The 25,487-nt window shown below is 71.1% G+C and carries 26 protein-coding genes, 1 tRNA gene and 1 pseudogene; 14 read left to right on the forward strand and 14 right to left on the reverse strand.

All coding sequences use genetic code 11. The features are described from left to right. The first annotated feature begins 116 nt into the window (after positions 1–116). Positions 117–878, forward strand: coding sequence for a phosphoglyceromutase (locus GTY56_RS34320; RefSeq protein WP_033312308.1), 762 nt, complete (start codon positions 117–119; stop codon positions 876–878). A 40-nt stretch (positions 879–918) separates the two neighbouring features. Here GTY56_RS34320 and GTY56_RS34325 read toward each other — a convergent pair. The 3 genes and pseudogenes from GTY56_RS34325 to GTY56_RS34335 all read right to left on the reverse strand — a co-directional run. Next, positions 919–1,449: pseudogene (locus GTY56_RS34325) on the reverse strand (site-specific integrase); the annotation flags it as partial. A gap of 429 nt (positions 1,450–1,878) precedes the next feature. Beyond that, complete coding sequence (locus GTY56_RS34330) at positions 1,879–2,295, reverse strand: hypothetical protein (RefSeq protein ID WP_161369191.1); 417 nt, start codon at positions 2,293–2,295, stop codon at positions 1,879–1,881. A 162-nt stretch (positions 2,296–2,457) separates the two neighbouring features. Then, entirely contained in the window at positions 2,458–3,132 is a 675-nt protein-coding gene (locus GTY56_RS34335) for an SMI1/KNR4 family protein (protein WP_161369192.1), read from the reverse strand. 134 nt (positions 3,133–3,266) lie between these two features. On the opposite strand from GTY56_RS34335, the gene GTY56_RS34340 reads away from it, so the two are divergent. Next, positions 3,267–3,593, forward strand: a complete 327-nt coding sequence (locus tag GTY56_RS34340) for a GYD domain-containing protein (RefSeq protein WP_161369210.1) — start codon at positions 3,267–3,269, stop codon at positions 3,591–3,593. Positions 3,594–3,717: 124 nt separating this feature from the next. On the opposite strand, the gene GTY56_RS34345 is transcribed toward GTY56_RS34340, so the two are convergent. After that, positions 3,718–4,194 carry a hypothetical protein gene (locus tag GTY56_RS34345; RefSeq protein WP_161369193.1) on the reverse strand — a complete coding sequence of 159 codons (477 nt, stop codon included), beginning with the start codon at positions 4,192–4,194 and terminating at the stop codon, positions 3,718–3,720. A 210-nt stretch (positions 4,195–4,404) separates the two neighbouring features. Next, positions 4,405–5,934 (reverse strand): diguanylate cyclase CdgB, encoded by a 1,530-nt coding sequence (gene cdgB, locus GTY56_RS34350; protein ID WP_524540177.1) that lies wholly within the window; start codon positions 5,932–5,934, stop codon positions 4,405–4,407. 1,739 nt (positions 5,935–7,673) lie between these two features. Between cdgB and GTY56_RS34355 the strand changes: the two genes are divergently transcribed. Beyond that, positions 7,674–7,874: a hypothetical protein gene (locus GTY56_RS34355; RefSeq protein WP_033312305.1), complete on the forward strand. Its 201-nt coding sequence runs from the start codon at positions 7,674–7,676 to the stop codon at positions 7,872–7,874. Here GTY56_RS34355 and GTY56_RS34360 read toward each other — a convergent pair. After that, the gene (locus tag GTY56_RS34360; RefSeq protein ID WP_161369194.1) at positions 7,852–8,403 is read right to left on the reverse strand and encodes an HAD domain-containing protein; all 552 of its coding nucleotides are present in this window, start codon (positions 8,401–8,403) and stop codon (positions 7,852–7,854) included. The genes GTY56_RS34355 and GTY56_RS34360 overlap by 23 nt on opposite strands. 186 nt (positions 8,404–8,589) lie before the next feature. On the opposite strand from GTY56_RS34360, the gene GTY56_RS34365 reads away from it, so the two are divergent. Then, positions 8,590–9,228, forward strand: coding sequence for a mycothiol transferase (locus tag GTY56_RS34365; protein WP_524540175.1), 639 nt, complete (start codon positions 8,590–8,592; stop codon positions 9,226–9,228). Positions 9,229–9,466: 238 nt separating this feature from the next. Here the strand turns inward: GTY56_RS34365 and GTY56_RS34375 are convergent, their stop codons facing one another. From GTY56_RS34375 to phoU, 3 genes are all read right to left on the reverse strand, one after another. Then, positions 9,467–9,718, reverse strand: a complete 252-nt coding sequence (locus GTY56_RS34375) for an SCO4226 family nickel-binding protein (protein ID WP_033312302.1) — start codon at positions 9,716–9,718, stop codon at positions 9,467–9,469. A gap of 161 nt (positions 9,719–9,879) precedes the next feature. Next, the gene (locus GTY56_RS40170; protein WP_167345925.1) at positions 9,880–10,035 is read right to left on the reverse strand and encodes a hypothetical protein; all 156 of its coding nucleotides are present in this window, start codon (positions 10,033–10,035) and stop codon (positions 9,880–9,882) included. A 137-nt stretch (positions 10,036–10,172) separates the two neighbouring features. Continuing rightward, positions 10,173–10,874, reverse strand: coding sequence for a phosphate signaling complex protein PhoU (gene phoU, locus GTY56_RS34380; RefSeq protein WP_161369195.1), 702 nt, complete (start codon positions 10,872–10,874; stop codon positions 10,173–10,175). Positions 10,875–11,120: 246 nt separating this feature from the next. Between phoU and phoR the strand changes: the two genes are divergently transcribed. Beyond that, complete coding sequence (gene phoR, locus GTY56_RS34385; RefSeq protein ID WP_161369196.1) at positions 11,121–12,413, forward strand: two-component system sensor histidine kinase PhoR; 1,293 nt, start codon at positions 11,121–11,123, stop codon at positions 12,411–12,413. Between the two features lie 5 nt (positions 12,414–12,418). Next, a complete protein-coding gene (gene phoP / locus GTY56_RS34390) occupies positions 12,419–13,090 on the forward strand; it encodes a two-component system response regulator PhoP (protein ID WP_020271862.1) in 672 nt (223 codons plus the stop codon). Between the two features lie 97 nt (positions 13,091–13,187). Here phoP and GTY56_RS34395 read toward each other — a convergent pair whose 3' ends face one another. Continuing rightward, positions 13,188–13,883, reverse strand: coding sequence for a copper chaperone PCu(A)C domain-containing protein (locus GTY56_RS34395; RefSeq protein ID WP_161369197.1), 696 nt, complete (start codon positions 13,881–13,883; stop codon positions 13,188–13,190). Between the two features lie 582 nt (positions 13,884–14,465). On the opposite strand from GTY56_RS34395, the gene GTY56_RS34405 reads away from it, so the two are divergent. From GTY56_RS34405 to GTY56_RS34430, 6 genes are all read left to right on the forward strand, one after another. Continuing rightward, positions 14,466–14,948 (forward strand): CarD family transcriptional regulator, encoded by a 483-nt coding sequence (locus GTY56_RS34405; RefSeq protein ID WP_003953493.1) that lies wholly within the window; start codon positions 14,466–14,468, stop codon positions 14,946–14,948. Positions 14,949–15,239: 291 nt separating this feature from the next. After that, positions 15,240–16,004, forward strand: coding sequence for a 2-C-methyl-D-erythritol 4-phosphate cytidylyltransferase (gene ispD / locus GTY56_RS34410; protein ID WP_161369198.1), 765 nt, complete (start codon positions 15,240–15,242; stop codon positions 16,002–16,004). Continuing rightward, positions 15,994–16,488 carry a 2-C-methyl-D-erythritol 2,4-cyclodiphosphate synthase gene (ispF, locus tag GTY56_RS34415; protein ID WP_161369199.1) on the forward strand — a complete coding sequence of 165 codons (495 nt, stop codon included), beginning with the start codon at positions 15,994–15,996 and terminating at the stop codon, positions 16,486–16,488. Before ispD ends, ispF begins: the two co-directional genes overlap by 11 nt. A gap of 99 nt (positions 16,489–16,587) precedes the next feature. Then, entirely contained in the window at positions 16,588–17,985 is a 1,398-nt protein-coding gene (cysS, locus tag GTY56_RS34420; protein WP_161369200.1) for a cysteine--tRNA ligase, read from the forward strand. A gap of 107 nt (positions 17,986–18,092) precedes the next feature. Next, a complete protein-coding gene (rlmB, locus tag GTY56_RS34425; protein ID WP_033312295.1) occupies positions 18,093–19,034 on the forward strand; it encodes a 23S rRNA (guanosine(2251)-2'-O)-methyltransferase RlmB in 942 nt (313 codons plus the stop codon). Positions 19,035–19,162: 128 nt separating this feature from the next. After that, positions 19,163–20,860 (forward strand): DoxX family protein, encoded by a 1,698-nt coding sequence (locus GTY56_RS34430; RefSeq protein WP_161369201.1) that lies wholly within the window; start codon positions 19,163–19,165, stop codon positions 20,858–20,860. A gap of 159 nt (positions 20,861–21,019) precedes the next feature. Here the strand turns inward: GTY56_RS34430 and GTY56_RS34435 are convergent, their stop codons facing one another. The 4 genes from GTY56_RS34435 to GTY56_RS34450 form a co-directional block, all read right to left on the reverse strand. Continuing rightward, the gene (locus GTY56_RS34435; RefSeq protein WP_161369202.1) at positions 21,020–21,748 is read right to left on the reverse strand and encodes a nucleotidyltransferase family protein; all 729 of its coding nucleotides are present in this window, start codon (positions 21,746–21,748) and stop codon (positions 21,020–21,022) included. 99 nt (positions 21,749–21,847) lie between these two features. Further along, positions 21,848–22,297 carry a hypothetical protein gene (locus GTY56_RS34440; RefSeq protein ID WP_107456790.1) on the reverse strand — a complete coding sequence of 150 codons (450 nt, stop codon included), beginning with the start codon at positions 22,295–22,297 and terminating at the stop codon, positions 21,848–21,850. Positions 22,298–22,515: 218 nt separating this feature from the next. Further along, positions 22,516–23,604: an ABC transporter ATP-binding protein gene (locus tag GTY56_RS34445; RefSeq protein ID WP_031105478.1), complete on the reverse strand. Its 1,089-nt coding sequence runs from the start codon at positions 23,602–23,604 to the stop codon at positions 22,516–22,518. A gap of 186 nt (positions 23,605–23,790) precedes the next feature. After that, the gene (locus GTY56_RS34450) at positions 23,791–24,780 is read right to left on the reverse strand and encodes a helix-turn-helix transcriptional regulator (RefSeq protein WP_202511108.1); all 990 of its coding nucleotides are present in this window, start codon (positions 24,778–24,780) and stop codon (positions 23,791–23,793) included. A 101-nt stretch (positions 24,781–24,881) separates the two neighbouring features. Between GTY56_RS34450 and GTY56_RS34455 the strand changes: the two genes are divergently transcribed. Next, positions 24,882–25,343, forward strand: a complete 462-nt coding sequence (locus GTY56_RS34455; RefSeq protein ID WP_161369204.1) for a DUF3224 domain-containing protein — start codon at positions 24,882–24,884, stop codon at positions 25,341–25,343. A gap of 57 nt (positions 25,344–25,400) precedes the next feature. Further along, positions 25,401–25,474, forward strand: a tRNA-Thr gene (locus GTY56_RS34460). The last annotated feature ends 13 nt before the right edge of the window (positions 25,475–25,487 follow it).

A 25,487-nucleotide genomic window follows, 5' to 3' on the forward strand; every position in this document is an offset into this window, starting at 1 on the left:
AAGCGCAAATTACAAGCCGCCGGTTGACGGGGGCCACTCAATTAACAGATCCCGTCAAACGTCCGCCTGCCGGGCAGCCACGCGAACGGGCGAAAGCGTGGATTACGCTCTGAGGCATGGCCGACGCACCGTACAAGCTGATCCTCCTCCGCCACGGCGAGAGCGAGTGGAACGCGAAGAACCTGTTCACCGGCTGGGTGGACGTCAATCTCAACGAGAAGGGCGAGAAGGAGGCAGTCCGCGGTGGCGAGCTCCTGAAGGACGCCGACCTCCTCCCCGACGTGGTCCACACGTCCCTCCAGAAGCGCGCGATCCGCACGGCCCAGCTCGCGCTGGAGTCCGCGGACCGCCACTGGATCCCGGTCCACCGCTCGTGGCGCCTGAACGAGCGCCACTACGGCGCCCTCCAGGGCAAGGACAAGGCCCAGACGCTCGCCGAGTTCGGCGAGGAGCAGTTCATGCTGTGGCGCCGGTCCTACGACACCCCGCCCCCGCCGCTCGACGTCGACGCCGAGTACTCCCAGTTCTCCGACGCGCGCTACGCGACCCTCCCGCCGGAGCTGCGCCCCCGCACGGAGTGCCTGAAGGACGTCGTCGTCCGCATGCTCCCCTACTGGTTCGACGCGATCGTCCCCGACCTGCTGACCGGCCGCACGGTCCTGGTCGCGGCCCACGGCAACTCGCTGCGCGCCCTGGTCAAGCACCTGGACGGCATCTCCGACGCGGACATCGCCGGCCTCAACATCCCCACGGGCATCCCGCTCTCCTACGAGCTCGACGCCGACTTCAAGCCCCTGAACCCGGGCGGCACGTACCTCGACCCCGAGGCGGCGGCAGCGGCCATCGAGGCGGTCAAGAACCAGGGCAAGAAGAAGTAGGCTTTGTGATCATGCCCCTGAGCTGCGCATACGGCGCAACTCAGGGGCTTTTCATGTCGTGGAACCTCTCTGGAACCTCAGCCCTGTGATCCTGCGGCCGAAGAGCGTGCCCGAGAGCCTTTCGGGCCCGCTCCCGGCTGCTCGGCATGAGGTGTGCGTACACCTTCAGCATCAGCCCTGGGTCCGAGTGACCGGGGTACTCCGCGAGGGCCTTGATGCTCTCCCCGGCGTCCAGGAGCACGGACGCGTAGAAGTGCCGCAGCGCGTGCATGCCGTGCTTGCGGGCGGCGGCGTGCTCGCGACTCTTGGCCTTCGAAATGACGCCCGCCTTGGCGAGAGCGGGCTTCCAGTGATCTTCGTTCAGCGACGTAGGCCAGACGTGCCCGCCGTTGGGGCCCGTGAAGATGAGCCGCCGGGTCACCGGCTGGCCGTTCGCTCGTGTCCACGGGAGCTTGATCCCCACGGGTGGGAACCGCTTGATGTGCTCCCGTAGTGCCTCTGCCACGGGGTCGGACGGCATTCCAGGCGGAGCGAGCGGGAGCCCCCGCCCTGAACTGCCGTCCTCGGGCGCGCACGGGCAGGGTGTCAGGGCGGGGTGTCAGAGGGTGTGAGCGTCAGGTGTCAGGCAAGGTGTTACAGCGGGTGACACCCGCGTTTGCCTAGGGCTTTGTGTCAGAGGGGCCCTGACTGTCAGAGGGTGGCAGACGGCCGTCAGGGCTGAGTGAGACCGCGGGGTGCGACGCCGTGGAGGACGTCGCCGACATGGCGCGCGACGGACGAGGGCGGGCGTCCGAAAGACGCGCGGCCGTAGGCCGCTCCTTCTTGCCCGTCCTCCCCCGGCGCGCCGGCACGCTCATGCCCTTGTCGGTTGTCTTGTCGCTTGGCGTGACAAGACGGGACCGTACTGCGGGGGTAGCCCGGAACAGGCTCTGACCTGCGAGCCGACAAGACAAGCGACAAGCGGACCAGGCCCGTGGGTCGGGCCAGGCACCGAGGGGGACTACAATCTGGCGATTTCTTGCCGGAGCTGGTGGGTGAAGCGCCGCAGGAGGTCTAGCGTCTCTCGGAACTCGGCTCGTCGGTCGTCCCTGCCGTCGGTGGGCCGGGTGCTCCAGACCCGATGTGCGAGAGCATCGGCGAGATCCACGGTGTCGCCGGCACAGAGCAGGTAGAGGGCCGAGCGTGCTTCCTGCATCTGGTTCGCCAACTCGTTGCCTCCGGGACCGTCGTCACTCAGCTGTGCTTCCTTCAGGTAGTCCAGCAGCTGAACTACGGCCGTGTTGAAGCCGATCCCGGCTTTGAGCTTCTGCTCGCGGAGCCACATGCGGTCCTGTCGGCGCGCAGTGAACCACGAACCGAACACCGCTCCTATGAGGCCGATGGCGGCCCCGATGGCCACGGCCAGGATGTTTTCCACGGTCAGCTCCCCCCGACGTACAGCACCGCCAGGCTACAGAGGCCGCCGGACTCGACGATCACCCTCACATGCCAAGGGGTCGGTGATCCGGCCGTCAGGTCCTGGTGAGGCCCGACCGGGCCGTGTCGAAGAACATCCGCCCGGAGTACGCGAGCACCCGTCCTAACGGCCACGTCCCACAAGAGCCTCAGCTTTCCCGACCCAGTGGAGGTACCAGTCAGCGAATCCGACCCGCCCGAGAGGGCCGAACCGTCCGCCCCCTGCACGCTCGTCGAGCAACACCTGGCCGCGCTGGGGGCCGGAGACGATCAGCCAGTCGAAGTAGCCGCACCCCTCGTGGCTGAGGCACACAGCGCCGGACAAGAGCCAGTCGGACAGCTTCTCCTCGTCCTCCAGCCAGGCGCGATACGCCGCGTCGAAGGCTTCCTCGCCTTCGAAGTCGGACTCGACGGGCTCCTTGCGCTCGTGCTCGGCCTGAGCACGCATGCTGTCTGCCGCATCGGGGCAAGGGAAGCGCAGTCGCTCGTGGACGGTGCCGCCGCCGGGGTCACTCCACAGCCACCCGGCATCGGTGCGGGACAGGGTCGTGAGTCCATAGAAGGGTCCGGCACCGCCGGCGCCCACTTCGAGGAGGAAGGCCCGGTAGTCCGCGGGAAGCGACACACGCCACTGGGCCTCTGCCTCGGCGACGTCCGCCTCCGACAGCGGATCAGCAAGCCGGAACCGGTGCCCCGTTCCTCCATGCTTGTCCCACGCGCCGAACACCTTTCGCGCCTTGTCGGCACGGGCCAGAGCCTCCACCCGCTCCCGGACGCCGCTCCAGATCATTGTCCCCATGAGCCGAAGCGTAGATCCCGAGCTGCCGTGGCCGTACCGGTCGTCGTCCCGGCCATTCGGGGGAGTTGCGCGCGGCCCCGGGGGCGTTTCTCACCCTGTGGGGGCATCCCTTGCTGGGACGAAAGGGAGACATGATGCCGCTCTATCTATCAAGGTTCAGCTACACGCCGGAGACCTGGGCGCGACTCATCGGCCACCCCGAGGACCGTGCAAAGGCCGCCCAGTCGTACATCGAATCCGTCGGCGGCAAGCTCCACGGCTTTTGGTACGCGTTCGGCACCCGCGACGGCTACAACCTGTGGGAGGCCCCCGACAACGTCTCCATGGCCGCGGTTGCCCTGTCGATCAGCGGAGGCGGCGCACTCAGCTCGTTCGAGACGACCGTCCTCCTGAGCGTCGACGAAACCATGGACGCCCTGCGCAAAGCCGGGCAAGTCCAGTACCGGGCGCCCGGCGCATAGGGGTCGAGGTGGCCGGAGCACTGGTGGCCATGCCCCCGACCTGCGCATACGCGCGGGGCGGGGGCATTCTCGATCTCGCGGCCCGAGTGGACACCGTGATCAGTGCGCCCGGGTCGAGGCGCCCTCAGCAGATGTCGAGGCGGTTGAAGTCGTACGTCGCGTGGTCCGGGAAGTTGTAGATGTTGCCGTCCGCGAGGGCACGGTACGAGTAGGTGGGACCCCAGAAACGGACCTCTGCCCCACCCGTCTGGTTGTTGCGGACGGAGAGCGCGTCGATGAAGTTCGAGAGCGACCGCGTATCGCACTTGAACAGGTGGAAGATGCTGTGCTTGCCGTCGCCCTGACCCACCGCCACGCAGGCGATCCCGGATGCCCGGGAGCAGTCGATCAGCTCATCCCTCCGCTTCTCACCCGACACGTCCCGCTTGACCCACTCGCCTGAGAACAGCGGGTAGATCTCCGGTGTCCATCCGGCCGTTCCGGTCGCGACGTTCGGTGCTGCCTGTGCCGGTGCCTGCCCCGCCAGCGGAACGAGGGCCACTGCGGCGATCATCGTCACGGCCATGGCGGTCGCCCGTTTTCTGATGCCTGTCACACTCATTCGGTCTCCTCCGTAGTCGCCATCGATGCAGCCGTTCCAAGGGCGCGGTGTCGTCACCGCGGCTGCTGCTGTAACGCGACCCGAGCGCTCACAACTCGTGCTCCGGATGCCGTAGTGGCCAAGAACTCCCCCGCGTCAGCGCCTCGGAGCGTAGACCGCGCCAGGGATGTCGCGGTCCTGACAGATGTCAGGGCGTGGTCGACTCCGTCCTCACGACGAGAACTCCCGTGCCGCCCGCAGGATGTCACCGGGGGCCGTCCCGCACTGGGCCCACGCGATGCCGACGCCCGCGTGCATGCGCACGGTCTGGTCGCCCAGGGGGATCGGCAGGTGGATCCGTTCCTGTATCCACACCGCGGCGGTGTGCGCGGCGGCGGGGTCCAGACCGTCGGCCAGGACGACGAACTCGTCACCGCCGTACCGGGCCACCGTGTCGCCGTCGCGCACGGTCTCCGCGAGCCGTCGGGCGACTTCGACGAGGACGTCGTCCCCCGCGTCGTGCCCGAAGAGGGTGTTGATCGCCTTGAAGTCGCGAAGGGCGAAGAACAGCACGGCCAGGCCGTGGGTGCCGGCGTCGTCCACGGGGGCCCGGACATGGGTGTGGGAGGTCGTGGCGGGGTAGGCGTGGCCGAGGTAGGGGTCGTCGGCCCCTTCCGCGGCGTCGGGTTCGTGCTCCCGGAGCGCGCAGAGCCGGGCGTCGATACGGGCGTGCAGCTCGGCGGAGTTCGGCAGGCCGGTGAGGGCGTCGTGCGAGGCGCGGTGGGCGAGATCCAACTCGCGCTGTTTGCGCTCCTCGATGTCCTCGACGTGCGTGAGCAGGAAGCGGGGGCCGTCGGCCTCGTCCGCGACCACGCTGTTGCGCATCGACACCCACAGGTACGTCCCGTCGCGGCGCCCGAGGCGCAGTTCCGCGCGCCCGCCCTCGGCGCTGGTGCCGAGCAGGATGCCGATGTCCTCGGGATGCACGAGGTCGGAGAACGCGTAGCGGCGCATGGCGGCGGCCGGGCGGCCCAGCATGCGGCACAGCGCGTCGTTCGTCCGGAGGATGCGGCCGTTCTGGTCACCGCCCAGCTCGGCGATGGCCATACCGTTGGGCGCGTACTCGAAGGCCTGCCGGAAGGACTCCTCGCTGGCCCGCAGCGTCTGCTGCTCCCTGTCCAGTCTGACCAGGGCGCGCTGCATGTTCGCGCGCAGCCGCGCGTTGCTGATCGCGATGGCGGCCTGGAAGGCGTACTCCTCCAGGTCCCGGCGTTCGTCCGGCCCGGGACGGCGGCGGGTGAGGGGGTGGTCCACGGAGATCACGCCGATCAGTTCACCGTGGGAGGCACCGGAAGCGCTCCGGGCGTACATCGGGGCGAAGAGACGGTCGGAGGGGTGCCACTCGTCCTCGAAGCGGGGGGCGGGGCCGTCGGTGTGCCACTGCGGGACGTCGTCGTCGTCGAGGACCCAGCCCTCGGTGTGCGGAATGAAGACCAGGTCGCCCCAGTGCTCGCCCATGCTCAGCCTGCGGTCCCAGGACTCGCGCGAGCCGACGCGGCCGGTGAGGAGGGCCTCGGCGGCGGAGTTGCCCGCCAAGGAGGCGACCACGAGATCGCCGTCCGGCCGTACGAGGTTCACGCACGCCAGCTCGTAGCCGAGACCGGTCACGACTCCGTCGGCGACGACCTGCAAGGTGCCCGCGAGACTGCGGGCCAGATGCAGACCCTGGACCGCGGCCTGGAGATTGTGACTCTTGTCGATGGCGAGGGCGCTGCGGGTGGCGAACTCGGCGGCGACCGACAGGTCGGCGTCCTGGAAGGCTCGCTCGGCGGCGTGGCGCAGCAGGACCGCCGTACCGATGATCCGCCGGCGACCGTGCAGAGGCACGAGCACGGTGTGGCCTCCGCCGGGTGTCCCATGGCCCTCACCGAGCAGCTCCGGCAGCGCGGCGCCGCCGACCGGCGTGTCGGTGGTGACCGGCAGTGCCCCGTTCAGCACGTCGAAGAGCGCGCTGCCGGGGCGCACCTCGCACAGCGCGGCGCCGCCTCCGGCGTGCAGCGGGTGGACCTGCTGCAACCGCAGGACCAACGGGCCCACGTGTTCTTCGTCGCCCGTCGGGATCGGGTCCCGCAGGTAGACCATGACCGCGTCGGCGACGGCGGGGACGACGGCCCGGCACAGTCGCGTCACGATGTCCTCCGGGTCCCTGCCCCGGGTGATCCGGCGGGCCGCCTCCGAGATGTCGCCCTGGGGGTCGGCGGCCGGGGGCCGGGAGGATTCCAGTGCGGGGAAGGGCGTCTCCCGGCTGGTGGGAGGGTTGTCCGGGGTTGTTCCGGACAACCCGGAGGGTTGTCCTCCCAGGCTTTGCCCGACCTGCCCGGCCCCGGAGACGCCGGTTTCCGCCGGGCCGGCCGGGGGGATCGCGGACGACCAGTAACCCACCTCGTCGGCCGCCTGCTGAACGGCCTCGTGCTCCTCGTCGAGGACGGCGCGTGCCTTCTCCAGCGCGCGGTCCACGTCGTTGAGCGCGGCGTCGTCGGGGCCGAGGGCGTGCAGGTCGGGGTGGGACAGCGGCGGCGCCGGCTCCTGCGTCCGGGAGGGCCCGTCCTCCCCCATACGCAACCGCAGCTCGGCGAGTTCGGCCTCCAGTTCGTGGATACGGCGTGCCGCGTGGTCGGCGACCTGCTGGGCGGTGCCCCGCTCCCGCTCGGCGCGGACCAGCTGTTCGCGCAGATCCGTCTCCTGCCGTTGTGCCCGTGAGAGCAGCTCCACGACCCCTTGGCCGTCGTGCAGTTCGGCCGTCGCCGACTCCAGCGCGTCGAGCCGGCGCCTCAGTTCGGCGACCTTCGCCTGGGCCTGCCCGAGCATGACGAACAGCAACGTGGCGATGGACAGGGCCTGTTGCCGCCCGTGCTCGCCGGCCTCGTAGGCCTGGCGGGCGCGCTGCATCTCCTGGAGGACCTCGATGGTGCGGTCCTTGGCCTCCAGCAACTCCCGTGCGGGGACCAGCTCCTGTGCCTCCGCGATCGCAGTGGGGCTCGTGCTCGCCCGGTCCCACAGCGTCCTCGCCTCCCCGAGGCGTCGCCGGGCCAGGTCGGCCTGTTCGTCGGGAAAGCAGACGTCGGCCACGGCCTCGACGAGATCCCACTCCAGCGACTCGCCGGACAGCCGGTCGCGCAGCCGGCGTAACTCGGGCACGGACCCGGCGACGAAGTGTTCGGGAGTGAGCCGCGCGTGCAACTCCCGCACGGACACCGCCGATTCGTCGAGCCAGGACCGGACCACCGCGACCAGCTGGTTGATCTCGACGCACGGGCCCCGGGCCGGTCCCCACGGTCGCCCCGCCCGCTTCCTCTGGCCGGCCACGTGTCTCCCCACGGTTTGTTCGCCGGACAACCCCCTGTTGTCACCGGAGAACACATCCAACCGTCCCACCTGCGGTTCCGCCCGGGGATCGTCGTAATTCGTCATCGACACCACACGACCCAGGCGGTGCCTCCATGAAACACACCTTCCCGGCGTTGCTGCTGCTCGCGCTGGCGGTGGCCGTCCTCTTCTCCCTCGTGGCCGCTGCGATCGCCTTCGCCCTCGCCCGCTGGGAGGGGGCCGCGGTGCCGGCGGCCCTGTCCCGCTGCGGCATCGCGTTCGCCGCGAGCCTCACCCTGTGCCTGGCCGTCTTCACGGCGTTGGACCGGACGTAGCGGAGGGGGGAGCGGGGGCAGGCGGTCGACGGAGCCAGGCCGCGAGGGCGAGGAAGTCGGCGTCCACGAGGCCCGCGGCCGGGTCGACGCGATGCAGCAGGGACGGCCCGGGGTGACTCGCGTCGACCCACAGGTGATCCATCGCGCCGATCTCGTCGTCGACCCAGATGAACGGCCGGCCGCCGGCCCACTCGACGAGGGGACCGGTCTTCCAGTGCAGGCCGTTCGGGCCCTGGTCGGCGCCGGGGGCCGGCCACTCCACCACGGGCATTCGCGGCAGTCCGATGAGGGGAGAGACGACCTCGTTCGCCTCCTCCATCCAGGTCGTCGCCCAGACGAGCGAGCAGTCGAGGGCCAGCAGACGCGGGCCCAGTCCGGGGTCGAGCCGCTCCAGCAGGGGGTTTCCCCGATCGGGGCGGGCCGGGGAGCCGGCTGCGGCGGTCGGTGACCGAAGGGACGGTGACCCGAACGGGATGAGCGGGCCGTCGACGTCGAGGAAGAGCAGAGGACGGTCCGTCGCGCCGGTCACGGGGGCTTGACCGCCCGGCTCGGCGACGGCAGCACGACCGCCCGGCTCGGCGACGGCAGCACGACCGCCCGGCGCGGCGACGGCGGCTTCGTCAGCGCCGGGCCGGCCCCGGGGCCGCCGCCCTCCTGTACCGTCGCCGCCCGATATTCGGTGGCGCCTCCACCCCACTCGGTCCACCATGCCCGCATGGTCTCAGGCGAACACACCGGTGAACGAGCGGCATCCACCGCGTCAGCATCCTCGGACACGACGCGGTGGACGAAGGCCACCGTCTACCCCGACATGTGGGTCGATCCCGACGACGACCCTCGCGAGACCGACACCCAGCCGGTCGACGAGCGCGGCATCCTCCTCGACTACCTGCGCAACTACCGCCTCACCTTCGAGATGAAGTGCGCGGGCCTGGACGCCGAGCAGATGGCCCGGCGGTCCTGCCCGCCCTCCACGATGTCGCTGCTCGGACTGGTGCGGCACCTGACGGAGGACGAGCGGCACCTGCGCCGGGTGATGGCCGGCGAGGACGCGCCGAAGCTGTACCGCACGGAGGAGGACCGGGACGGCGACTTCAACGGTGCCGTCGCCGACCCGGTGGTCGTGGAAGAGGCCTGGCGGCAGTGGCGTGCCGAGTGCGAGCGCACGGACCGCTGGCTGGCCGGTGTCCCCGACCTCTCCACGCGCAACACCGGTTTCTCCGACTACGGCCCCGAACCCGGCGGGCAGGTCCAGCTCCGGGACATCCTGGTCGCGCAGATCGCGGAGTACGCACGGCACTGCGGCCACGCCGACCTCCTGCGCGAACGGGTCGACGGCCGCGTCGGGCAGTGAGTACCGGGCCGCACATCCGCGGCGGTGGCGGCGTACCTCCACGGACGCGGCGTGACCCGGACACGGCGGCCGCCTGTACGCCGAGGCGGCCCGCAGAGCACCCGACCTCGCCGAAGGCGACTGCCTGCCCCGGCAGGCGGCCCGCAGAGCACCCGACCTCGCCGAAGGCGACTGTCTGCCCCGGCAGGCGGCCCGCCTCAGCGCCGCCCGGCGCCGCCGACGGACCGCGTGCGGCGGGTCACCGCACCGTCAGCGGCACGGGGTGCACCTCGTCCGCCTTGTGCCCGGCGCGCTCGTGAATGCGCTGGACCGCTTCGGCCGAGGGGGCCTCGGAGAGGCAGTAGACATGGCCGGACTCCGGGTCCGCCCAGGCCATCTCGAAGTGGACCTGCTCGTCCTTCTCTATCGCGAGGTCCGCGTTGTGGGCTTCACGCAGCTGTTCCTCCGTGATGCCCTTCATGCCCCTGTGGACATCCATGAACTTGGGCATGCCTCGCGCCTCCTTCCCGGCGGCGGCGCGGGCCCGCGCCGCCTCGCCTCCCCTCCATGCTCCGCCCGTACGGCCACCCGGGCGACCCCGGGCTCCACGCCTCGGGGCCCCGGCGAGAACGCCGGGGCCCCGAGGACGTACGGAACGACACTGCGCAGGCGTCAGCCGCACTGGCAGGGGCTGCCCGACTGACACCCGCAGCCACAGCCCGAGCCGCAGCCGCACGCGGCGATCAGGGGCAGGCTCCTGATCTCGGCGGGCTGTTCGGTCTCGCGCTGCCGGGCGGGGTCGGGCGTCGTGCTGGGGGATTCGGCCATGGGTCCCTCCTAGAGGCTGGTGCCTGTGCCCATTGGATGCCCATGCCGCTGGGCGCATCAACGGCGCATTGAGGCGCCCGCGCGCCCTGGCCCGACCCTGGGCACGACCCCTGGGCCCGACCCCCGGGACCGGTCCGTCAGGCGCTCTCCGCCCCCGGAACCGCCTGGATCTCCGGCTGTGCTTCCGTCTGGAGCTCGTCCGCGTGCTCGCCCGTCACCAGGTACACCACGCGCTTGGCGACCGACACGGCGTGGTCGGCGAACCGCTCGTAGTAGCGGCCGAGCAGCGTGACGTCCACGGCCGTCTCGATGCCGTGCTTCCACCGGTCGTCCATCAGGTGCTGGAAGAGCGTGCGGTGCAGCAGGTCCATCTCGTCGTCGTCCTGCTCCAGCTGGAGCGCCAGGTCGACGTCCTTGGTGATGATCACCTCGGCGGCCTTCGCCATCAGGCGCTGCGCGAGCTGGCCCATCTCCAGGATGGTGGCGTGCAGGTCGCTCGGGACCGCGCGGTCGGGGTAGCGCAGGCGCGCGAGCTTCGCCACGTGCTGGGCGAGGTCGCCCGAGCGCTCCAGGTCGGCCGACATCCGCAGCGACGTGACGACGATCCGCAGGTCGGTGGCCACCGGCTGCTGCCGTGCCAGCAGGGCTATGGCCCGGGCCTCCAGCTCGTGCTGGAGCTCGTCGACCCGCTGGTCGGCCTCGATGACGTTCTCGGCCAGCTTCAGGTCGGAGTCGAGCATGGCGGTCGTGGCGCGCCCGATCGCCGACCCGACCAGCCGGGCCATCTCCACCAGACTGTCGCTTATCGAGTCCAGTTCCTCGTGGTACGCGTCCCGCATCAGGCTTTCCCTCTCGTGCGTCTCAGTCGGGGGTCCAAGGGCCGGGGCCCACCGGACAACCGGCGGTACGACCGTCGTATTACCAGCGGTCCGAACCCCACGCTCCCACGTTCCGGCCCTTACGCGTCCGTTTCCGTCATCCCAAATGAACCAATACTGGCTCCAAGGTGAACTCTGGGCGACGAGTGTTCGAGCTCGCAGCCCGACGGCTGTGGAGGGTGCCCGAGCCATGCCTAACCTGGGTGCATGGACGTGAACGCGGCGGTCGCCGCAGTGGCTGCGATCGCCGGTGTGCTCACCGGCGTCATCGCCATGCTCGCGTTCCGCTGGAGTGAGCGCGAGCAGAAGCGCCCCACCCGTAGCTCCCTGCACACCGACGCGGTGCTCCCGCCCGGCGTGGACACGGTCCTGTCGGTCCTCAGGTCGTCCGCCGTCGTCCTCGACGAAGCGGACGCCGTGGTCAAGGCCAGCTCGGCGGCGTACGCCCTCGGCCTGGTCCGCGGCGGCAAGCTCGCCGTCGAGCCGATGCTGCAGATGGCCCGGGACACCCGGCGGGACGGCGAGATACGCCAGGTCGAACTGGACCTGCCGCGGCGCGGCACCGGACGCGGAGAGGCTCTGGCCGTCTCCGCGCGGGTCGCGCCGCTCGGCTCCCGACTGGTGCTGCTCCTGGTCGAGGACCTGACCGAGGCCCGCCGCATCGAGGCGGTCCGGCGCGACTTCGTCGCGAACGTGAGCCACGAGCTGAAGACGCCCGTCGGCGCCCTCTCGCTGCTCTCCGAGGCCGTGATGGACGCCTCCGACGACCCCGAGGCCGTCGAGCGGTTCGCCGGGCGCATGCAGATCGAGGCCACCCGGCTCACCAGCCTCGTGCAGGAGCTCATCGACCTCTCCCGGGTGCAGAACGACGACCCGCTGGAGGACGCCGAGCCGGTCCGGGTCGACGAGCTCGTCGCCGAGGCCGTCGACCGCTGCCGGCACCAGGCCGGCGCCAAACAGATCACCATGGCCGCGGGAGGCACCGCCGACCTGCGCGTCTGGGGAAACCGCGGCCAGCTCGCCGCCGCGCTCGGCAACCTCGTCGAGAACGCCGTCAACTACTCACCCGCCCGCACCCGCGTCGGCATAGCGGCCCGCAGTGTGAACGCGCCCGGCGGGGACCAGATCGAGATCGCCGTCACCGACCAGGGCATCGGCATCTCCGACAAGGACAAGGAGCGCATCTTCGAGCGCTTCTACCGCGTCGACCCGGCCCGCTCCCGTGCCACCGGCGGTACGGGACTGGGACTGGCGATCGTGAAGCACGTGGCCGCCTCGCACGGCGGGGAGGTCACGGTGTGGAGCGCCGAAGGCCAGGGCTCCACCTTCACCCTGCGGCTGCCAGAGGCCGGTGCGGCCCGCGACCGCGCACATCAGCAGCCCGCCCGAGAGACACGCGCAGGAGGCGCGGGCCTCGACGTGGAGGCCGGGCGGTCCACCCCCGAATCCCCCGAACCGAACGCGTACGAAACGCTTCCCGCCCCGGAGGTCCTTCCGTGACCCGTGTGCTCGTCGTCGAGGACGAGGAGTCCTTCTCCGACGCCCTGTCGTACATGCTCCGCAAGGAGGGCTTCGAGGTCGCGGTCGCGACCACCGGGCCCGACGGACTCGACGAGTTCGAGCGCAACGGCGCCGACCTCGTCCTCCTCGACCTGATGCTGCCCGGCCTGCCGGGCACCGAGGTGTGCCGCCAGCTGCGCGGCCGTTCCAACGTCCCCGTCATCATGGTGACCGCCAAGGACAGCGAGATCGACAAGGTCGTCGGGCTGGAGATAGGAGCCGACGACTACGTCACCAAGCCGTTCTCCTCGCGCGAGCTGGTCGCCCGCATCCGCGCCGTGCTGCGCCGCAGAGGCGAGCCCGAGGAGGTCACGCCCGCGGCCCTGGAGGCCGGACCGGTCCGCATGGACGTCGACCGGCACGTGGTCACCGTCGGCGGCACCAAGATCGACCTGCCGCTGAAGGAGTTCGACCTGCTGGAGATGCTGCTGCGCAACGCCGGCCGCGTCCTCACGCGCATGCAGCTGATCGACCGGGTCTGGGGCGCCGACTACGTCGGTGACACCAAGACCCTCGACGTCCACGTCAAGCGCCTGCGCGCCAAGATCGAGCCGGACCCGGGCGCCCCGCGCTACCTGGTGACGGTCCGCGGCCTCGGCTACAAGTTCGAGCCGTAGACCGGCCCCGCACGACGACACGACGGCAGAACGAAGGGCGGGCCCTCTCCTGGGAGAGGGCCCGCCCTTCGTTCTACGACGTGCTGCGACCGACGGCTCAGTGCCCTGCGCCCGCGCCGGCGCTCGCGCTCGCCGAGGCGGCGTCGGTCGGCGTGCCGGACGCTCCGTGGCCACCCGGCGTCTCGCCGCCCGCGGGGCTCTCCGGCGCGCCCGACTCACCCTCGGCGGGGGAACCGGACGGCGAACCGGACGGGGAGGACGAGGCGCCCGGCGCGGCCGGAACCTCCGTCGGGCCCCACTCCTTGAAGTAGTGCTCGGCGGGGACGACGAACGCGCGCAGGCTCACGGCACCCGTCTTGCTGAAGGTGAAGGTGACCTTCTGCGCGTTGCCGTCCCGCACCGCCTCGCGGCTGCTCGGCAGCATCGCCGTGGCGTTGTTCTGGCCGCCCAGGATCAGCGAGCCGCCGGGCGGGATGCTGAGGCTTCCGCCCTTGGCGGGCTTCAGCTGGGCGGTCTTGCCGGTGCCCGGGAGGGTGATGGACTCCAGCGTCTCGGCCGTGCGGCCGGAGTTGAAGAAGGTCGCCGAGATCGCGGCCGGGCCCGTCGACTCGAGGTCGGGCTGCGTGATCACGACCGCGTTCTGGATCTTGATGTCGCCGACACTCGTGGCAGCGTTGTCCGGCTTGATCTCCAGGGTCTGGGCGTTGGAGCCGGCACCGCACGCGGCGAGCGAGGCGATCGAGAACGCGGTGACGGCGGCGGCGAGGGCACCGCGTCGAAGGCTGCTGCTCACGGCGGCGGCAACTCCTTGACTCGAGCGGAGCGGCCGATAAAGCCGCCCTAAGTGTCTGTCAGCGGGCCTTAGGTTACCGAGCCGCCCTCGTCCGGCCGCACCCGACCCCCCGTCACCGCCTGGTCCACCTGAGTCACCCACGACTGCCGCGTCACATTGGCGTGGCGCTCGTCCGGCATTCACATAAGAGCCCCGGGCAGCGGCACGGATTTTCCGTGAAGGAATGCGCGGGGCGGCTCGGAATTGATCACCGACGGTCCGTCCGGGCGCCCTGTGATCAATTCCGGATTCGACCGGAACCCGGCTCGGACCACCGAACGGAGTAGCGGAAGTCGATCATACGGAACCGGACATATGGGGATGTTCGTCCTTCTGGCGGGTGCTCCGGATGCGTGTAACGTACGCGTTTCGCTCACCCCGGAGAGCCGCTCCGACCTGCGGATACCTTCTTCCACTCCCTGTCCGAAGCACGTTCCTGTCGGAGTTGTCAAGCCCCGAGATGCGCCCTGACCTGCGAAAACGCCATTCAGAACCCGCGATTTCCGTGTTACCCTGGATAGCCACGGAAGGGGTACCTGTCACATGACGTTCAAGGTTGGCGACACCGTGGTCTATCCCCATCACGGGGCCGCGCTGATCGAGGCCATCGAAACTCGCCAGATCAAAGGCGTGGACAAGACCTACTTGGTGCTGAAGGTCGCCCAGGGCGACCTGACGGTACGTGTGCCAGCGGACAATGCGGAGTTCGTCGGCGTGCGTGATGTGGTCGGTCAGGACGGGCTGGACCGGGTCTTCGAGGTGCTGCGCGCGCCGTACGCCGAGGAGCCCACGAACTGGTCCCGTCGATACAAGGCAAACCTGGAGAAGCTCGCCTCGGGCGATGTCATCAAGGTCGCGGAAGTGGTGCGTGACCTGTGGCGTCGTGAGCGCGAGCGTGGACTCTCCGCCGGTGAGAAGCGCATGCTCGCCAAGGCCCGCCAGATCCTGGTGAGCGAGCTGGCCCTCGCGGAGAACACCAACGAGGACAAGGCCGAAGCCCTGCTCGACGAGGTCCTCGCCTCCTGAGGCGAAGCCGGTCGTACAGCGCTCCGCGTATCAAGCGCGCGCCTGCACATCGAAATGCCGCGGTGCCCGATGACGAATTCTCTGTCGCCGGGCGCTGCGGCATGTTCGTACTCCGACGCCGATGCGCCACCGCCCCGGGTTGTGTTATCACTCACGCCCCGGTGTTTGGCGTGCCGGGCCCGGGCAGCCGGCTCGACCAGCGTCACGGAAGGGTCCGGTCGAGCGCGTCGCGCCCGGCACTCCTCCAGGCCATACCCACGCCAGGCCAGCACACAAACCTGACAGGAACCGATGTCTGACGATTCGCGTCCCTCGCCGCCCCCCGGCCCCTCGGCGGCCCGTACGGCGGCCGTGATCCCGGCCGCCGGCCGCGGTGTGCGGCTCGGCCCGGGCGCCCCCAAGGCGCTGCGCGCGCTGAGCGGCACCCCCATGCTGATCCACGCGGTCCGCGCGATGGCCGCCTCCCGCGCCGTCTCCCTGGTCGTCGTCGTGGCCCCGCCCGAGGGCGCCGCCGAGGTCAGGTCGCTGCTCGACGCGCACGCGCTGCCCGAGCGGACCGACTTCCTCGTCGTCCCGGGCGGGCAGAGCCGCCAGGAGTCGGTGAAACTCGGCCTGGACGCGCTGCCGCCCGGCCACGACATCGTGCTGGTCCACGACGCGGCCCGGCCGCTGGTGCCGGTGGACACGGTCGACGCGGTGATCGAGGCCGTACGCGACGGCGCACCGGCCGTGGTCCCGGCGCTGCCGCTGGCCGACACCGTCAAGCAGGTCGAGCCCGCCGGCACCCCCGGCGAGCCGGAGCCGGTCGTCGCCACGCCGGAGCGCGCCCTGCTGCGGGCGGTGCAGACCCCGCAGGGCTTCGACCGGGCCACGCTGGTCCGGGCGCACGAGACGGTCACCGGCGAGGTCACCGACGACGCCGGCATGGTCGAGCAGCTCGGCCTCACGGTCGTGGCCGTCCCCGGTCACGAGGAGGCCTTCAAGGTCACCCGCCCCCTGGACCTGGTCCTCGCCGAGGCGGTCCTGGCCCGCAGGAGGCTCAACGATGGCTTCTGACCAGCCCGTGCTGCCCCAGGTCGGCATCGGCACCGACATCCACGCGTTCGAGGAGGGCCGCGAGCTGTGGTGCGGCGGCCTGAAGTGGGAGGGCGAGGGCCCGGGCCTGGCCGGTCACTCCGACGCGGACGTCGTCGCCCACGCCGCCTGCAACGCCCTCTTCTCCGCCGCCGGTCTCGGCGATCTGGGCCAGCATTTCGGCACGGGCCGCCCCGAGTGGTCGGGCGCCTCCGGGGTCACCCTCCTGACGGAGGCCGCGCGCATCGTGCGCGAGGCGGGCTTCCGGATCGGCAACATCGCGGTACAGGTGGTGGGACCCCGCCCGAAGATCGGCAAGCGCCGGGACGAGGCACAGAAACTGCTGTCCGAGGCGGCCGGAGCCCCGGTGTCGGTGTCGGGCGCGACGACGGACGGCCTCGGCTTCCCCGGCCGGGACGAAGGGCTGATGGCGGTGGCGACGGCGCTGGTGGTGCGCACGGGCTGAGGGCAAGCGTTCGGGGCGTACCCGTTGCCAATGTCACGAATATGTGCGCCCCGAGGGGAAGGTCCTGATGCACACCCCGGGGCCCACTACCCTGGAGTGGTGACTATTCGCCTGTACGACACCAGCGCCCGGCAGATCCGTGACTTCTCCCCGCTCCAGCCGGGTTGCGTCTCGATCTACCTGTGCGGTGCCACCGTGCAGGCCGCCCCGCACATCGGGCACATCCGGTCGGGTCTGAACTTCGACATCATGCGCCGCTGGTTCGAGTACCGCGGCTACGACGTCACGTTCGTGCGGAACGTGACGGACATCGACGACAAGATCATCTGGAAGGCCGGCGAGCAGAACCGCCCCTGGTGGGCCATCGGCTACGAGAACGAGCGCGCCTTCAACGACGGCTACACCGTGCTCGGTTGCCTGCCGCCCACCTACGAGCCGCGTGCCACCGGCCACATCACCGAGATGGTCGAGATGATGCGCGGCCTGATCGAGCGCGGGCACGCCTACGAGGCCGACGGCAGCGTCTACTTCGACGTCCGCTCCTGGCCCTCCTACCTGGAGCTGTCCCGGCAGGACCTCGACGAGATGCGGCAGCCCGCCGAGGAAGGCATCACCGGCAAGCGCGACCCGCGTGACTTCGCCATGTGGAAGGCCGTGAAGCCGGGGGAGCCGAGCTGGGAGACGCCGTTCGGGCGCGGCCGCCCGGGCTGGCACCTGGAGTGCTCGGCGATGGCCCACAAGTACCTGGGCACCGCCTTCGACATCCACGGCGGCGGCCTCGACCTGGTCTTCCCGCACCACGAGAACGAGATCGCCCAGGCCAAGGCCTACGGCGACGAGTTCGCCCGGTACTGGGTGCACAACGCCTGGGTCACCATGAGCGGCGAGAAGATGTCCAAGTCGCTCGGCAACTCGGTGCTGGTCAGCGAGATGGTCAAGCGCTGGCGGCCCATCGTGCTGCGCTACTACCTCGGCACCCCGCACTACCGCTCGATGATCGAGTACAGCGAGGAGGCGCTGCGCGAGGCCGAGTCGGCGTTCGCGCGGATCGAGGGCTTCGTGCAGCGCGTGGTCGAGAAGGCCGGCGCCGTCGAGCCCGCCCCCGAGGTGCCGCTCGCCTTCGCCGAGGCCATGGACGACGACCTGGGCGTGCCGCAGGCGCTCGCCGTGGTGCACACCACCGTCCGTCAGGGCAACAGCGCGCTCGCCGCCGACGACAAGGAAGCGGCCGTGGCCCGGCTCGCCGAGGTCCGCGCGATGCTCGGCGTGCTCGGCCTCGACCCGCTGGACCCCCAGTGGGCCGGGGAGGGCGACCGCGGCGACGACCTGCACGGCGTGGTCGACACGCTCGTCCGCATGGTGCTGGACCAGCGCGAGGCCGCCCGGGCCCGCAAGGACTGGCCCACCGCGGACGCGATCCGCGACCAGCTGAGCCAGTCCGGTCTGGTCATCGAGGACAGTCCGCAGGGCCCGCGCTGGAGCCTCGGCCCGCGCTAGCCCGGCCGCGGCCGGAAGATCGATTGTGCCGCCCGGGCCTCCGGGCGGCACACTTCACAGACGTACGCACTTCACCGCCTCACGGCGACAGCAGAGACAGGTAGGTCATGGCAGCCAACAACCGCCGCATGTCCGGCAAGAAGGGCGCGCAGGTCGGCAGTGGCGGCCAGCGGCGCCGGGGCCTGGAAGGCAAGGGCCCCACCCCGCCCGCCGAGATGCGCAAGGGACACAAGAAGAACCGCGTCGCCAACGCCAAGGCCAAGCAGGCCGTGCGCCGGCCCACCGTGCGCGGCCGGGGCGGCAAGGGCACGTCCGAGCTGGTCGTGGGACGCAACCCGGTCCTGGAGGCGCTGCGCGAGGGCGTCCCGGCGTCCACGCTGTACGTCCAGCAGTTCATCGACAACGACGAGCGGGTGCGCGAGGCCCTCCAGGTCGCCGCCGAGCGCGGCGGGATCAACCTCATGGAGGCCCCGCGGCCCGAGCTGGACCGGATGACCAACGGTCTCAACCACCAGGGCATGGTCCTCCAGGTCCCGCCGTACGAGTACGCCCACCCCGAGGACCTGGCGTCGGCCGCCTACGACGAGGGTGTGGACCCGCTGATCGTCGCCCTCGACGGTGTCACCGACCCGCGCAACCTCGGCGCGGTCGTCCGCTCCGTCTCCGCCTTCGGCGGTCACGGCGTGGTCGTCCCCGAGCGCCGTGCGGCCGGTATGACGGCCGGTGCCTGGAAGACGTCCGCCGGTACGGCGGCCCGTACCCCGGTCGCCCGCGCCACCAACCTCACCCGGGCCCTGGAGGCGTACAAGAAGGCCGGCATCACGGTCGTCGGCCTGGCCGCCGACGGCGAGGCCGAGCTCGGCGAGCTTCCGGCGCTGGACGGCCCGGTCGTCATCGTCGTCGGCAGCGAGGGCAAGGGGCTGTCCCGGCTGGTCGGGGAGACCTGTGACGTCCGGGTGCGGATCCCGATGCCGGGCGGCGCCGAGTCGCTCAACGCCGGTGTGGCGGCGGGGATCGTGCTGTACGAGGCGGCCCGCCGACGCCGCTGAACAGATGTCCGGAACTTCACCCGTACGGGGTAATTCCGGTGTCAACGGGGCGACGAGGGCAAGCTTGACGGGGTCCGGACAGATCCGGCGGGTCAAAGCAGTGTCCTAACGCGACGTCACTCGGTTAGATGAGTGTGGACACCAGAACACCCCGCACACCCACGGGGGACCGCTCGTCGGGACTCGACGACGCTCCCGCGCTGAGCATGGTGAAGGTGCCGAGCGACCCGGCGCAGGTCATCGTCAATCACGCGAGTTTCCGCGTGCAGTTGGGCGTTTCGACGCGTCGCGTCCAGTCCCCCCGGGTCGCACGGCACCTGACCGCCACCGAGGACACCGCCCGCATGCCCCGCGTGGGGGGCGAGGCGGACGGGGCCACCGCCCGCCGCCGGCCCGTCGTCTGGAGCGGCAGATCCGCCCCCGACGACACCGGCGCGCACCGGCTCCTCCAGGCCGTGCGGCACGAGAGCGTCCGCCACGCCGACGAGTCCGCCTCCGACGCCGGAGCCACCCAGGTCATCTCCCGCGTGGGCCCGGGCTACGACGACCCCGGGTACCAGGGTGCGGGCTACAGCGGCGCCGGCTACGAGGACGACCTCGCCCAGACCGTCGAGACCCCGGTCGTCGGCCCCCAGCGCACCCACGAACCCGCCGACGGCACCCGGCTGCTGCCGCCCATGCGCACCGTCGGCAGCGCCTACGACGAACCGGCGTACGGCCAGCCGGCCTACGGGGACGACGAGTTCGAGGAGTCCGCCCCGGGCACGGGCGACACCGGCCGCCGGGCCAAGCGGCACGGCGACGACCCGGCCCGGCACGCCTATTACCCGGGCCGCCGGATGAACCTCGGCGTCGTCCTGCTCCCGCTGCGCGTCTTCCTGGGCTTCATCTCGATCTACGCCGGCATGGGCAAGCTGTGCGACCCCGTCTACTTCGAAGGCGGCAAGCGTGGCTCCATGGTCAAGTGGCTCAACACGCTGCACCCGTGGGAAGTCGCCGAGCCGCTGCGCCAGTTCGCCCTGGAGCACCCGGTGGGCGCCGGCCTGGTCATCGCCTTCGCCCAGGTCATCGTCGGCGTTCTGACGGTGCTGGGCTGCTGGCAGCGCGTCGCCGCCTGCCTGGGCGCCCTGCTGTCGGCCGCGCTGCTGGTCACGGTCAGCTGGAAGAGCGTCCCCGCCTACGAGACGCCCGACATCATCTACCTCGCCGCCTGGTCCCCGCTGATCATCGCAGGCGCCCCCGTGTACTCCGTCGACGGCCGACTGGCCGGCAGCGCCTGGCGCCGTCTCGGCCCCCGGGCCGACATCTGGGACCTGCGCCGCTACGTGCTGCGCCGCGGCGCCCTCGTCACCGCCATCGTCACCGGCATCACCCTGCTCGTCGGCTCGCTGCTCGGCGGTGCCGTCCGTGACGCCGACCGGGTCGTCGTCCCGGGCCCCGGCGAGGCCCCGCGCAACGAGCTGCCCGGCTCCCCGCTCCCGGGCGAGCCCGGCAAGCGCAAGGAGAAGCGGACCCCGTCGGCCTCCTCCTCGCCGACCCAGGGCGCCACGGCCGGCTCCGCGAGCCCGAGCGCGGGTACAACGACCCGGCCGGACGCCACCCGCGACACCGGCACCGTCACCGGCGGCTCGCCCAGCCAGACCCAGGGCACCGCGGGCCAGGCCCCGCCCCAGCAGTCCACCCCGGAGAACCAGGCCCCCAGCACCACGACCGGCCCCACCTCAGGCGGCACGGCGACGGGCGGCGCGGGCTCGACGGGCGGCTCGGACAGCGGCGGTTCGTCCTCCACGGGCCGCCCGGGCCTGGTGGGCGGCCTCCTGGGCTGACCCCCGCCCAGCCCAGCCAGAAGGCCCCGCACCGGGAGGTGCGGGGCCTTCTCACGCGGAGAGGGAGACGTCCCTCAAGGGGCGCGGGGAACTGTGCGAGCAACCACGACGGGCCCGCGGCCGAAGCACACGGCACACCCCCCCCACCGCACACCGCCGCTAGCGCCCCGCCGCCAGCTCCTTCGCCGCCTCCGTCAGGTCCTTCGCCGTGTCGATGGCCCGCCAGTACGACCCCTGGGGGATCGTGAACCCGGCCAGCCGCCGCTCACGGGCCAGATGGGGAAACGTCGTCCGCTCATGGTCCCCCCGGTGCGGCAGCAGCCCGGCGAACTCGGGGGAGAAGACGTACACGCCGGCGTTGATCTCGAAGGTCGACGGCGGCGCCTCGATGAAGTCGGTGATACGGCCGAACCCGTCGGTCTGCACCGCCCCCCACGGCAGCCGGGGCCGCGCCAGCGCCAGCGTCGCGACGGCGTCCCGCTCGGCGTGGAAGTCGGCCATGTCCCGCAGCGAGAACCGGGTCCAGATGTCCCCGTTCGTGGCGTACCAGGGCTGCTCGGGGTGGGGGAGATGCGCCGCGGCGTACTTGAGGCCGCCGCCGCGCCCGAGCGGCTCCGGCTCCACGACCGTCGTGACGGAGAGCGGCAACTCGGCCGTCTCCAGCCACTTCTGGAGGACCTCGGCGAGATGGCCGCAGGAGACCACGACGTCCGTCACACCCTCGTCGGCGAGCCAGGACAGCTGATGGCCGATGATCGGCGTCCCCGTCCCGGGGATCTCGACCATCGGCTTGGGCCGGTCGTCGGTGTACGGACGCAGCCGGGAGCCCTGGCCACCGGCCAGAACGACGGCTTGAACGGGGCGGGACGCGGCGCTCGGATCGCTCATGGATACGAACTGTACGTGGCGTCCCGCCCGTGACCACGGCCGACGATCGTTGCGGCGCCGGCCGTCAGGGACTTCCCACCCGGTGGCAGGGCGGTGCGCTCAGCTGTGCGCGGCGGCGACGCCGGTGGCGAAGGCGGTGTCGCACACCGGGCGCGCGTAGGACTGGGCGCGGGTCGGGCCGTAGACCCGGACGGCGGCCTGACCGAGGGCGCGGGCGATGGACGCGCAGTGCTTCGCCAGTGACGGGCGGCCGTTGACGGCTTGCTGGAGGTGGGTGAGGGCGACGCCCGGGTCCTCCTCCTGCAGTTCGGTCAGCAGCTTGTCGCGCAGGATGTCCTGGGGGGCGCGCTTGGCGGCCCGGGGGGAACCCACGGAGGTGTCCGCGGCGGTGAGCACCGGGTCGGTGGAGTTCCCCGACCAGTTGACTCGGGTGACCGCGAGGGTCCCGGAGAGCACCAGGACGACGGGCAGGACGAAAGCGAGGGTGCGGCCGATCCGGCGGGCGGGGCCCCGGCCGCGTCGCGTCTGTTGGTTCATGGAGTGCTTCACGCGTGTGAGGGTAGCGCCCGGTAATGGTTTGTAGACATTTAGTCACCGGTTCGGGGGATGAGAGAGTGCCACTTTCTGGGTAAGGCGTTGACGCACACAGCTCGAAACGTCCGGTCTGCCGGGGTATTTGTCGACAACGAAGAGGGCCCCGCAGCACGCTGCGGGGCCCTCTTCGTCAACCTGGGTGATTCACCCGGGGTTGTGCGTTTGCTGGTTGATCAGTCGGACAGGCGCGCACCGGTCGACGTCGAGAACACGTGGGTCTCGCCGGAGCGGGGCACGACGTGCAGCTGGCTGCCCTTCTCCGGGACGTCACGGCCGCTGACGCGGACGACGAGGTCCTTGGAGTCGTCGCCGACCTTGGCGGTGCCGTACACGTACGCGTCGGCGCCGAGCTCCTCGACGACGTTCACCGTGACCGCGAGGCCCAGCTCGGCGTCCGCGCCGGCCACCTCGAAGTGCTCGGGGCGGACGCCGACGGTGACGGTCTTGTCGGTGGCGGCGGCGATCGCGTCACGCTGCACCGGCACGACCGACTTACCGAACTTCACGCCGCCGTCGGTGATCGGCACCTCGACGAGGTTCATCGCCGGGGAGCCGATGAAGCCGGCGACGAAGAGGTTCGCGGGCTTGTCGTACATGTTGCGCGGGGTGTCGATCTGCTGGAGCAGACCGTCCTTGAGGACCGCCACGCGGTCGCCCATCGTCATGGCCTCGACCTGGTCGTGGGTGACGTAGACGGTGGTGATGCCCAGGCGGCGCTGGAGCGAGGCGATCTGCGTACGGGTGGACACACGGAGCTTGGCGTCCAGGTTGGACAGCGGCTCGTCCATGAGGAACACCTGGGGCTCACGCACGATGGCGCGGCCCATGGCGACGCGCTGGCGCTGACCGCCGGAGAGGGCCTTCGGCTTGCGGTCCAGGTAGTCCGTGAGGTCGAGGATCTTCGCGGCCTCCTCGACCTTCTGCCGGATCTCCGCCTTGTTGACGCCGGCGATCTTGAGCGCGAAGCCCATGTTGTCGGCGACGGTCATGTGCGGGTAGAGCGCGTAGTTCTGGAACACCATGGCGATGTCCCGGTCCTTCGGCGGCAGGTGCGTGACGTCGCGGTCGCCGATGCGGATGGCTCCGCCGTTGACGTCCTCCAGGCCCGCGAGCATGCGGAGCGAGGTGGACTTGCCGCAGCCGGAGGGGCCGACGAGGACGAGAAATTCGCCGTCCTCGATGTCGATCTCCAGCGCGTCGACGGCGGGCTTGGTGGAGCCCGGGTAGATCCGGGTCGCCTTGTCGAACGAGACAGTGGCCATGGTGAATGAACCCCTTCTACCGGCAGGAACGTGCCGGACGATCCGAGTAGGAAGGCGGTGCCACGACGGGTGTTCCGTTGTGGTGTAGTCCACGCATGTGAACTGGCTCAGGACGGTACCTGGCGTTCACACGTCTGTCAGTAGTTCCGGGCATGTGAACTTCGCGGAAATTTTCGAAGCGGCACGTCACATCCGGTCGACACCGGTCGACGACGCCCCGTACCGGTCCGCCAGCGCCGCCACCGCCCGGGCCACGGCCTGCCGGAGCCCGGGAGGGCCGAGCACCTCCGCCTCCGCGCCGAGCCGGAGCAGATCTCCCACGGCGACCGCCTCCGACTCCACGGTCAGCTCCACCTCCACCCAGCCGTCCCCGTCGGGCGGCCCCGCACCGTCCAGGGCCCGTGCGCCCGCCGCGCCGAACTGCATCGGCAGCAGCTTCCGCGCGCGGGGCGAGATCCGCAGCCGTGCGGTGTCCTGCCGCAGGGCGGCCTCCAGACGCCGGGAGGACTCGGCCCAGTAGGCGGCCAGGTCGAAGCCCGCGGGCCGCTCGAAGACGTCCCCCGTCTCCTCCACGTGCAGCACGCGCGACACCCGGTAGGTCCGTACGGCCTCCTGCGCGAGGGCGACCAGGTACCAGATGCCGCCCTTCAGGACGAGCCCCAGCGGCCGCACCTCCCGGCGCACCTCGCCGCGCCAGCGCCGGTAGTGCAGCCGCAGTGTCCGCCGCTCCCACACGGCCGCCGCCACGGCCTCCAGGCACGGCACCGGGTCGGCCTCCCGGAACCAGGCGGGCGCGTCCAGATGGAACCGTTCCTGGACCCGCCGTGCCTGCGCGGACAGCCCGGCGGGCAGGGCCGCCTGGACCTTCAGCTGGGCGCTGGCCAGGACGGCCCCCAGCCCCAGGTCCCGGGCCGGCCCGGGCATCCCGGCGAGGAACAGCGAACCGGCCTCGGCGTCGGTCAGACCGGTCAGCCGGGTCCGGTACCCCTCGACCAGCCGGTAGCCGCCCTCGGGCCCCCGGTCGGCGCACACCGGCACACCGGCCGCCCCCAGCGCCTCGACGTCCCGGTAGACCGTCCGTACCGACACCTCCAGCTCCGCAGCGAGCTCGGGTGCGGTCATCCGCCCGCGGTTCTGGAGCAGCAGGAGCAGGGAGAGGAGCCGGTCGGCGCGCATGGGGGCCATTGTCGCGGCATGCGGCGCCGTACCTGACAGGAGATGTCAGGTACGGCGTCCAGGCTGGTCCTGGACATCAGCCCGACCGAGAGGACCACCCCATGCCCGGCACCACCCGCACCATCACCACCACCGGTCACTTCACCTTCGCCGACTGGCAGGAACGCGTGATCGCCCCCGGCGAGGACGCGAACCCCCGCCTCGCCCACGCCTCCGTCCGGAACACCTTCACGGGCGGCATCGAAGCGGCCGGGACGCACTGCGAGTACTCGATCGTCTACGTCACCGCGAAGACCGGCTCCTTCAGCGGCATGGAACTCCTCACCGGCAGCGTCGAGGGCCGTGAGGGAAGCTTCGCGGTGGAGGAGCGCGGATTCTTCGGCGAGGACGGCACCGTGCACTGCACCTTCGAGGTGGTGCCGGGGTCGGGGAGCGGAGAGCTGACCGGCCTCACCGGGAAGGGCGACTTCACCGCACGGCACGGTGAGACGACGGTGGCGTACCGCTTCGCCTACGAGCCGGCGGAGGAGTCCGCCCGGACGGAACTTCGTGGCTCGGCGTAACGGGCTCTGTGTACAGTGGTGCCGCCCTCGCGCACGGCAACACGGCGCACGGCACCCGCCTCCTTAGCTCAGCTGGCCAGAGCAACGCACTTGTAATGCGTAGGTCGTCGGTTCGAATCCGACAGGGGGCTCTGCTGAAACCCC

This window comes from Streptomyces sp. SID5643 (assembly GCF_009872555.1).
Taxonomy (GTDB): Bacteria; Actinomycetota; Actinomycetes; order Streptomycetales; family Streptomycetaceae; genus Streptomyces; species Streptomyces iakyrus.